Genomic DNA, 7,150 nt, shown 5'->3' with positions numbered 1-7,150 from the left:
TTCGATGTCACCAACAACACCAAGACCGCCGCCAACACTTTGATCGCCTGTGGTCGAGCTATGGCCATCAACAGACAAATCACCCGCAACAGAAAGGTTGCTACCTGCCTCAATATCACGGTCAACGCCAAGCTTGCCACCAACACTTTGATCGCCAGTGGTCGAGCTATGGCCATCAACAGACAAATCACCCGCAACAGAAAGGTTGCCATCAATGCCAGCGTCACCGTCAACTCGCACCGACTTTTCAACATGCAGATCGCCCGTCACGGACTCCGAGCCGTCGCGCAAAAAGTATTGAACGTGTGGATGTGGGTTTCTAACGTGAGAATCAAGATCGTACCCGCCATCAATACGGCGTAACACGCTTACCATTTCTTCGTTGATCTCTTCGGCACCTGTCGGGATATCAACTTCACAAACGATTTGATGGTGTTCTTCTAGCTCTTCCTCACTGAGCACAACAAGCCTTGCGCCTTCGGCCGTGGCGTTAACGTCTACTTGCTTTGTCAGCGTGCCGTATTCATAAAAGCCTTCAATAGCAATGATTGATAGCTTGCCCGCTTCGAGTTCAAGCGTTACTGCGTGCTGCTGATGGATCGTTAAGCTGTAGTCGTCACGCTCAATGTAAGCCGTGTTCTTGCCGCTATCGTCGCCAATCGTGATCTTAAGGCCATCACCAATGCTGTAGTCAAAACCACGGAACACGCCAGGTCTAACAATGCCGTGGTGCTTTAGGTTTAATGCGTTGGATGTAAACGGTTCTGCAAACTGAATATCTGACACAAGCGGCAACGCGGCGCGATCAGCAACGGACACCGGATGTATTTCTATGATTTCTTTATGTGTAATCGTCATTGAAGGCCTACGCGATGTTAGTTTCTAGGGAGGCTTCAACAACCAACGAACGGTTTTCATCAACCCACACCGGTAAACAAACCATCACGGCGACAACGCCCATATCACCACCGGTTTCATCGTCTGATTCATCATCAAGAAGTAACAAGGTAGTGAATTCTTTCGCGTCACCTTCGGCAACGGTCCCGGCCGGTAACGTTGCACGAATCGATGTAATGCCGTTGGCGTAGTTAAGAACGGGCTCATTTCGGAAAAACTCGCCTTCCAATGAGTCCACATTAACCGGGATATCACCTACGTATGGGCGGCCGGATTCGTCTAGCTCGATGTAGCCTTTACCCCATGCAACTGAGGTGAATTTGAAGGTCGGGGAATCAGAGATAGCAGAAAGCGCACGCCTATCGTAATAGCGTGTTTGTAGCACTGCTTTTTTTGCGTCTAAAGACAGTGGTGATTTCATATTGTTGCCCTTTATCTGGAGAAATAAAGGGGAGTGCGGGAGGCGGTTAGTATATCAAGTCAGCTTGCTTTCGCTATCGGAATAGGTTTGTCCAACGTCCAGGCATCCATTTTGTAGACGCCCGCCCTAGCGACACAAGGGAACTCAGGCGGCGCACCAACGGCGCGACCAAAGTCTTGAGTGTCGGCCAAGTGCTCGGCATCACCTTGGGCCTTACAAGCTGTATCCTTCATCCACTGCGTATCTACGCTACCATCTTCGTTTAAAAAGGCGCGTTCGTCGGCCTCAATCAACGTGTAGTGGATATAATATTGCTGGCCGTCGAACGCGATATGTAGCGGTATCAACGGATGGATAACGCGGGCTATTTGGGCTTCAAATGCATCAATAGCATCATCGGTACCGCCTTCACCGGTGATATCGTCATGAAACACCGTAAACACTTCATCAAGTCGAACACGAATCACGCCCCGGCTTGTTAAAAACCAGTCATCTTCTGGTATTGGCTCATTGTGAAGATCGGCCTCACGAACAAGATAGGTACCATATGGGTACTCATCTTGATCCTTCGGTGCGTAGAGTCTTTCCCAAGTCACGTTGAGGCCTTCAAACTCTCGCCTTAGTGTGTTTTCAATAGGGTACGCGGTCCCTTTCATGCGGACTTCATCAGTACGTTGCAAAACGGATAGCGCCCTATCTTCTGGCTCAACCCAACCAAGCGCGAAAAGCTCGCCCATCTCGTTTAGCCTGACTTCTAAATCCTCTTCGGACATCGAGAACAGCGACGCAAGGCCCTCTAATCGATTGAGAAGGCCTGAAACATGAGTATCAAGCACTTCTTGCACTGCATCAGCTAAGTCGGCCCATAGCTCGGAGGATCGCTTTCTAGGCGGTAATTGACCTTTTAACCAATTGTTTTGCATTAGTAAGAGATCTCCAATTCACAGGCCGACACATCAAGATAGGTTAACGTATCAATCGGTAGCCTTTCCGCATCGTCGGTGCCGTCGCGCACTTCTAAAACAAAGTCCACTAGCAGCCCCATTCCATCAATGAAAGACCAAAAATCTTTATGTATTAGTTCAGCCGGGAGTGTTTCAGCTTGCGGTCCGAACTGCTTATCAAGGGCTAAAGCAATTTCAATTTCAGCATTGACCGGATCCCCGTTCACATCAACACGGCCTACAATTCGTAAGCTGTATTTAATCTCTTGAGGCGTGACAAGAACAAAGTCCTTATTCATCTCGTCTTTATCTGTCAGTAGCTTGCTGATGTCGGCTTGCATAGTTTCCTGGTCCTTTGAGGGATCGTTAGCAGCAATATAAATCTTGTTGATATGGTCCAGGCTTTGATAGCCAACAAGGGCTTCTTGAGCCTTCTCCCCCCACACACTGATCCAGTTGATGCCCGCTATGTGCTGGCTAATGTACTGCTTGTAATCGCCGCCCCACACGGTTTGCTCATCGTATGCCGTAGCATATAAGGCCCCCATTCGAATTTCCTCTGTGCTTTCGCCTTCGGCCCCGCCAGTGATAGGCGTACTTGAAATAACGGTCAGACTATCGCTGTAGCTCGAATGCTCACCCACAAAATCTAACTCTTGGCCATCGATAAGCATTGAATCACCGACCGTAGTCCAAACATCTAGACGAATCAGAGAGCCTTCAACCGGGATCATGCCGTTGATACCATTACCGAACCGGATACCTACTTGCTCGGTAGGACGATAAAATTCAGCGTATGACTTACTCCTTTCATGAGTGAACCTGAACATCATAGAACGGTCCCATTTCTCATAGGCATCACGGTTAGGCGGCTTAATGTAAACGTCGATTTGGTGCGCTTGCTTGGTCAATGCCTGATCTAGTATCACTTCCTGGTATTTGTCCGCTGACTGCACGCCGTCCTTATCCTCTATTCTGACAAGGGCAAGCTGTTTAACTTCCACTTCGACAACACCTAGCGGCGGAACTTCCACGGCCTCTGTTGTCACGTAATCAAGTAACGGCTTACTTCTAAGCTTGGCTAGCACGGGTACCGTAACGCGGTTAGCTGTTTTATTGAAAAAGCGCACAGTACCGGTAGATGGTGAAATTTTACGGCCGACATAGGCCCGGTCTTCTGCTTGTGCCAGGATAGAGGCGCGGCGGTTAGCGGTAGACAAAAAGCCTTCAATGAGTCGTCGGCGGGCGAACTGCTCACATCGATAGACCATTTGCGCGATAAATACCGCTAGGCCCTCGACAAATTGAGAGCCGATAAACCGACTCCACCAGCTAGATTTTTTCAAAATATCTTCTAAGTCTGATTTAATGTTTTCTTGTGTCACGGGTTACATCCTTACGTTACTTGCGTACACGCCACCATTGGCACCAACGGCGATCTTGTAAACGTCATGAGCGATTGGCGTTACTTTGATAGCTGCAATGCTTAGTTGCGGTAAATCCTCGGGTAGCTTCAACATGATGCTGTTTTCTATAGTCATAGCCGTTAGTGGGTTTACTGGATTGTGGCGATAGAGCGCTAACCGGTTCCCCCACTCCGGGCGACCATAGATCGCACCAACTGGCGTTGATAGCCATTCTTCGATAAGGGCCGCCGGGCTGGCGACCTCATCATGTATTACCACCCCTTGCTCATTGAGCCTGATTAGAAAATCTATTTCTGCAGTCATTAATTGATATCCATTGCCAGGCGTCGCAATTCACCATCTGAAAAATCAGACGGTATATTTGTGCTTGGCGCTTTCTGTGTTGTGTTCTTAGCGGTCGGGTTATCTGTTGCGGGCCTTTCTGCTGCGCGTGGCTGTGCTGATAAGCGTTCAAGTGCGGCCAGGCTTTTAGGATCCAGGGACACGGACTGTGTTTTATTCGATTCAGACGGGCTTTCACTGATAGCCTTTGTTTCAACCTGGCTAATAGAGCCGTTAGAACGGGCAACAGGTGAAATGTCTTCATCTGCAACGGTGGTCGAACTCGCTTGAACCGTTGAGCCTCGGATATCACTTTCTGTTGTAGATACACGGTCACTATTTGATGTGCTAGATATTGACGTAGCCGCCACGCTACTAGACTCATCGATAGAGCGCTGGGCCTGACTCAAAAGCTCGGTATCACTGACTTCGTTTTTTTCGCTCTTATGGCCAAACAAGAAGTTACTAATGCTAGATGTCACGCTGCTAGCCGTTTCGCTTACACTGCTAACCTTATCGCTGACGAATTCAGATACCCCTTTTTCTTTCAGCTCGCCCCATTGGCCACCAAACCATTCACTTGCGCTAGACATTGCCGATCCAATGCTTTCACTTAGTGATTCGGCCGTGCTGCTGACAAAGTTAGTAACGGGCTCAAACGCGGTACTAATAGAGTCACCCATGCTTGATAGCGTATTACTAACAAAGCCAACTAGGCCGTGAGCGTGTATCTCTGCACCAACTTCGGCCATCTTGTCGTTAACTGCGCCCATGATGCCGTTTTCATGGCCCATCGCGTTAGATAACGACTCCCCAAACATCGAACCGATCTTTTCGCCACCAATGCCGCCAATCATGCCGCCTATCAGGGTCCCAACACCAGGCATGATCATAGTGCCTAGCGCCGCGCCAGCCATCGCACCACCTGCACCGCCAACACCTGAGCTACCAATCTGCGCGGCTTTCTGGCCACCGCTCAAATCGTCACGATCTCCTACTCGGTCATACGCGTTCTTAGCACCCATCAGGCCCGCAAGGATGCCACCACCTTTAACCATCTTCCCGGCATTGCCACCCATGATCTTGCTTAGGCCGCCAAACTTGCCGCCTTTCGGAATTGGGGCCTTGCCACCTCTACCGCCTTTCCTTCCACCAAAGAGATCAAGTAAGCCACCACCGCCACCACCGCCACCACCGCCACCACCGCCATTAACGGTCATGTCTTCAATGGCACTGATCATGCTATCCAGCTTCTCGTTTTGCTCGAGCGTTTGCTGTTCAATGGCTTCGGTTTCTTTGGTGTCTTGATTGCTTTCGCGCTGCTGCTCTGAGGCTGTAGCAGTGCTAGACATATCACTTGCCTGGTTATCAGAGATGGCCGTAACCTGGTTATCAGAGATGGCCGTAACCTGGTTATCAGAGATGGCCGTAACCTGGTTATCACTCTGTGAAGTTGCCAACGCCGACACATCGTTATCGCTTTGTGTGTTGTTGAACTCGGAAACCTGGGTACTGGACTCACTCGCGCTACTGGCTTGGTGGGATGACGTCGCTAGTACTTGGCTATCGCTGTTAGATGCCTCTATACGCTCATACTGCTGTAGCGCGGCCTCTGATTCTGAAAGTGTCGCACTCTCAACCGAACTAGCGACATCATTTGTCGCCTGAACAGCACTAGCGCTATCAACCTGGCTACTATGATGCTGGCCGTTCAATTGGCGCTCTGCAATATCAGTCGTCAATCGGTCTTTTGCTTGCTCGGCGCTTGCTGGTGGTCCGGGTTCAATACCGGTTACAGCATCCGAAGATTCAGCACTCGACACGTCATCGCTGCTATCTTCATTTGAACCAAAGAACCGGCCATATAGTTCCGATGATTTCACCGCGTTAACTTGCTTAAGCACGTCCTTTTGTGTGTTATCAGCGAACTTATAGAGGTCCCTTGCAGCCATGAAGAACGATCCGCCCGCCGCTAAACCTGCAGCTTCACCAGCATCACCCTCAATCACGGCCTTGGTAGTATCTCCGGCAAATTCCGCCGCTACAGCCAGGATGGATTGATTGCTTTCCTTTTCCTGGCTCTCTTTCATGGCAAGCTGTGATTGCGTGTACTCTTCCGACTTCTCTTTAGATGCAAAAGCCCCCTTGTCATCACGCAAGCGCCCGCGCTCATCACGCCAATAGCCCTCAAACTCACTGACAATGGATTCACCGATCACCTCGGCCGTCTTTTCGACATTGGCCGTTGCATTGGTTTCACTGCTTTCAAGTGTTGAAGGTTGGCTGTTTACGTCGCTGTAAAGGCTGCTACTGGCGTGCTCTGCGATAACAGCATCATTGCTCAACTTGTCACTCGAAATGCTGTCAGTGTGGCTTTCACGCGTATCTGTGCTTACTGCATCAGAAAGGCCTAACACCTTTGCCTTTCGTCTGCCCCTTGGCTGTGCATCCTTTGGAGTAACCGGTGTTAAATTGGTGGGTACCGGCATCGATGATATATCGATAGTTGGTATCGCATGTTCATCACTTGAAGTAATGTCGGTTGCCGGGCTAACGGCAGTAACAGGATCCACTAGCGGTTGTGGGCCTGGCTGCTTGTTGCTCAATACCTCGGTGGCGGATACATCGATAATGGTATTGGTTTCAGTGTTAGCCTGGTTAGTTTCTGTTGCGCTACCTTGCGGCCCTACCGTGCTTTGTACTCGAGTAGACTCTGCACCATAGGCGGTTTGCTCGCGGGACGATTGCACCTTGCTAGCATTGCTGATTTCATTAGTATTCACATCGCCAGCGTGAACCGGTGAAACGGCAACATGCCCCACGCCGGTTAGCACATCGGACAAACGACTAATAGCCAATAGCTCACGGTCACTAGCGGTTTCAATCGCGTCAATAACAGCGGCTAGGCCTGAATCCTCATCACCTTCTAAGTCGCCTATCTTGGCGTAGCTTACGTGCTCTGCATGGACCTCATCAGCAACGATAAGCGGATCCTTTGCTATTTCTATCTCATCGTCGTTTACTTCGCTCATTGGCGGCCCTCTTGAATTTTTCCTGTAGTTCTTTGTCGATCTCAATCGCTAGTTGGGCCGGGGAGTTTAGAACGGCATCAATTGGCTGTTGGCCGTAAACCGTCAGGT

The 7,150-nt window shown here is 49.9% G+C and carries 6 protein-coding genes; all 6 read right to left on the bottom strand.

The genetic code is table 11. The features are described from left to right. Positions 1–858: polymer-forming cytoskeletal protein (locus tag ACKLNH_RS16965; protein ID WP_413113449.1), on the bottom strand; the 858-nt coding region annotated here is incomplete at its 3' end. Positions 859–865: 7 nt separating this feature from the next. Then, positions 866–1,318 (bottom strand): hypothetical protein, encoded by a 453-nt coding sequence (locus ACKLNH_RS16960; RefSeq protein WP_413113448.1) that lies wholly within the window; start codon positions 1,316–1,318, stop codon positions 866–868. 59 nt (positions 1,319–1,377) lie between these two features. Beyond that, positions 1,378–2,241 carry a hypothetical protein gene (locus tag ACKLNH_RS16955; protein ID WP_413113447.1) on the bottom strand — a complete coding sequence of 288 codons (864 nt, stop codon included), beginning with the start codon at positions 2,239–2,241 and terminating at the stop codon, positions 1,378–1,380. Further along, positions 2,241–3,647, bottom strand: a complete 1,407-nt coding sequence (locus tag ACKLNH_RS16950; RefSeq protein WP_413113446.1) for a hypothetical protein — start codon at positions 3,645–3,647, stop codon at positions 2,241–2,243. Before ACKLNH_RS16950 ends, ACKLNH_RS16955 begins: the two co-directional genes overlap by 1 nt. Before the next feature lie 3 nt (positions 3,648–3,650). Beyond that, positions 3,651–3,992: a hypothetical protein gene (locus ACKLNH_RS16945; RefSeq protein ID WP_413113445.1), complete on the bottom strand. Its 342-nt coding sequence runs from the start codon at positions 3,990–3,992 to the stop codon at positions 3,651–3,653. Continuing rightward, positions 3,992–7,042: a hypothetical protein gene (locus tag ACKLNH_RS16940; protein WP_413113444.1), complete on the bottom strand. Its 3,051-nt coding sequence runs from the start codon at positions 7,040–7,042 to the stop codon at positions 3,992–3,994. Before ACKLNH_RS16940 ends, ACKLNH_RS16945 begins: the two co-directional genes overlap by 1 nt. Between the last annotated feature and the right edge of the window lie 108 nt (positions 7,043–7,150).

The organism is Thaumasiovibrio clandestinus (genome assembly GCF_047250365.1).
Lineage (GTDB): Bacteria > Pseudomonadota > Gammaproteobacteria > Enterobacterales > Vibrionaceae > Thaumasiovibrio.
The sequence above is the reverse complement of the archived record's forward strand: the minus strand, read 5'-3'. Positions and strand labels throughout refer to the sequence as shown.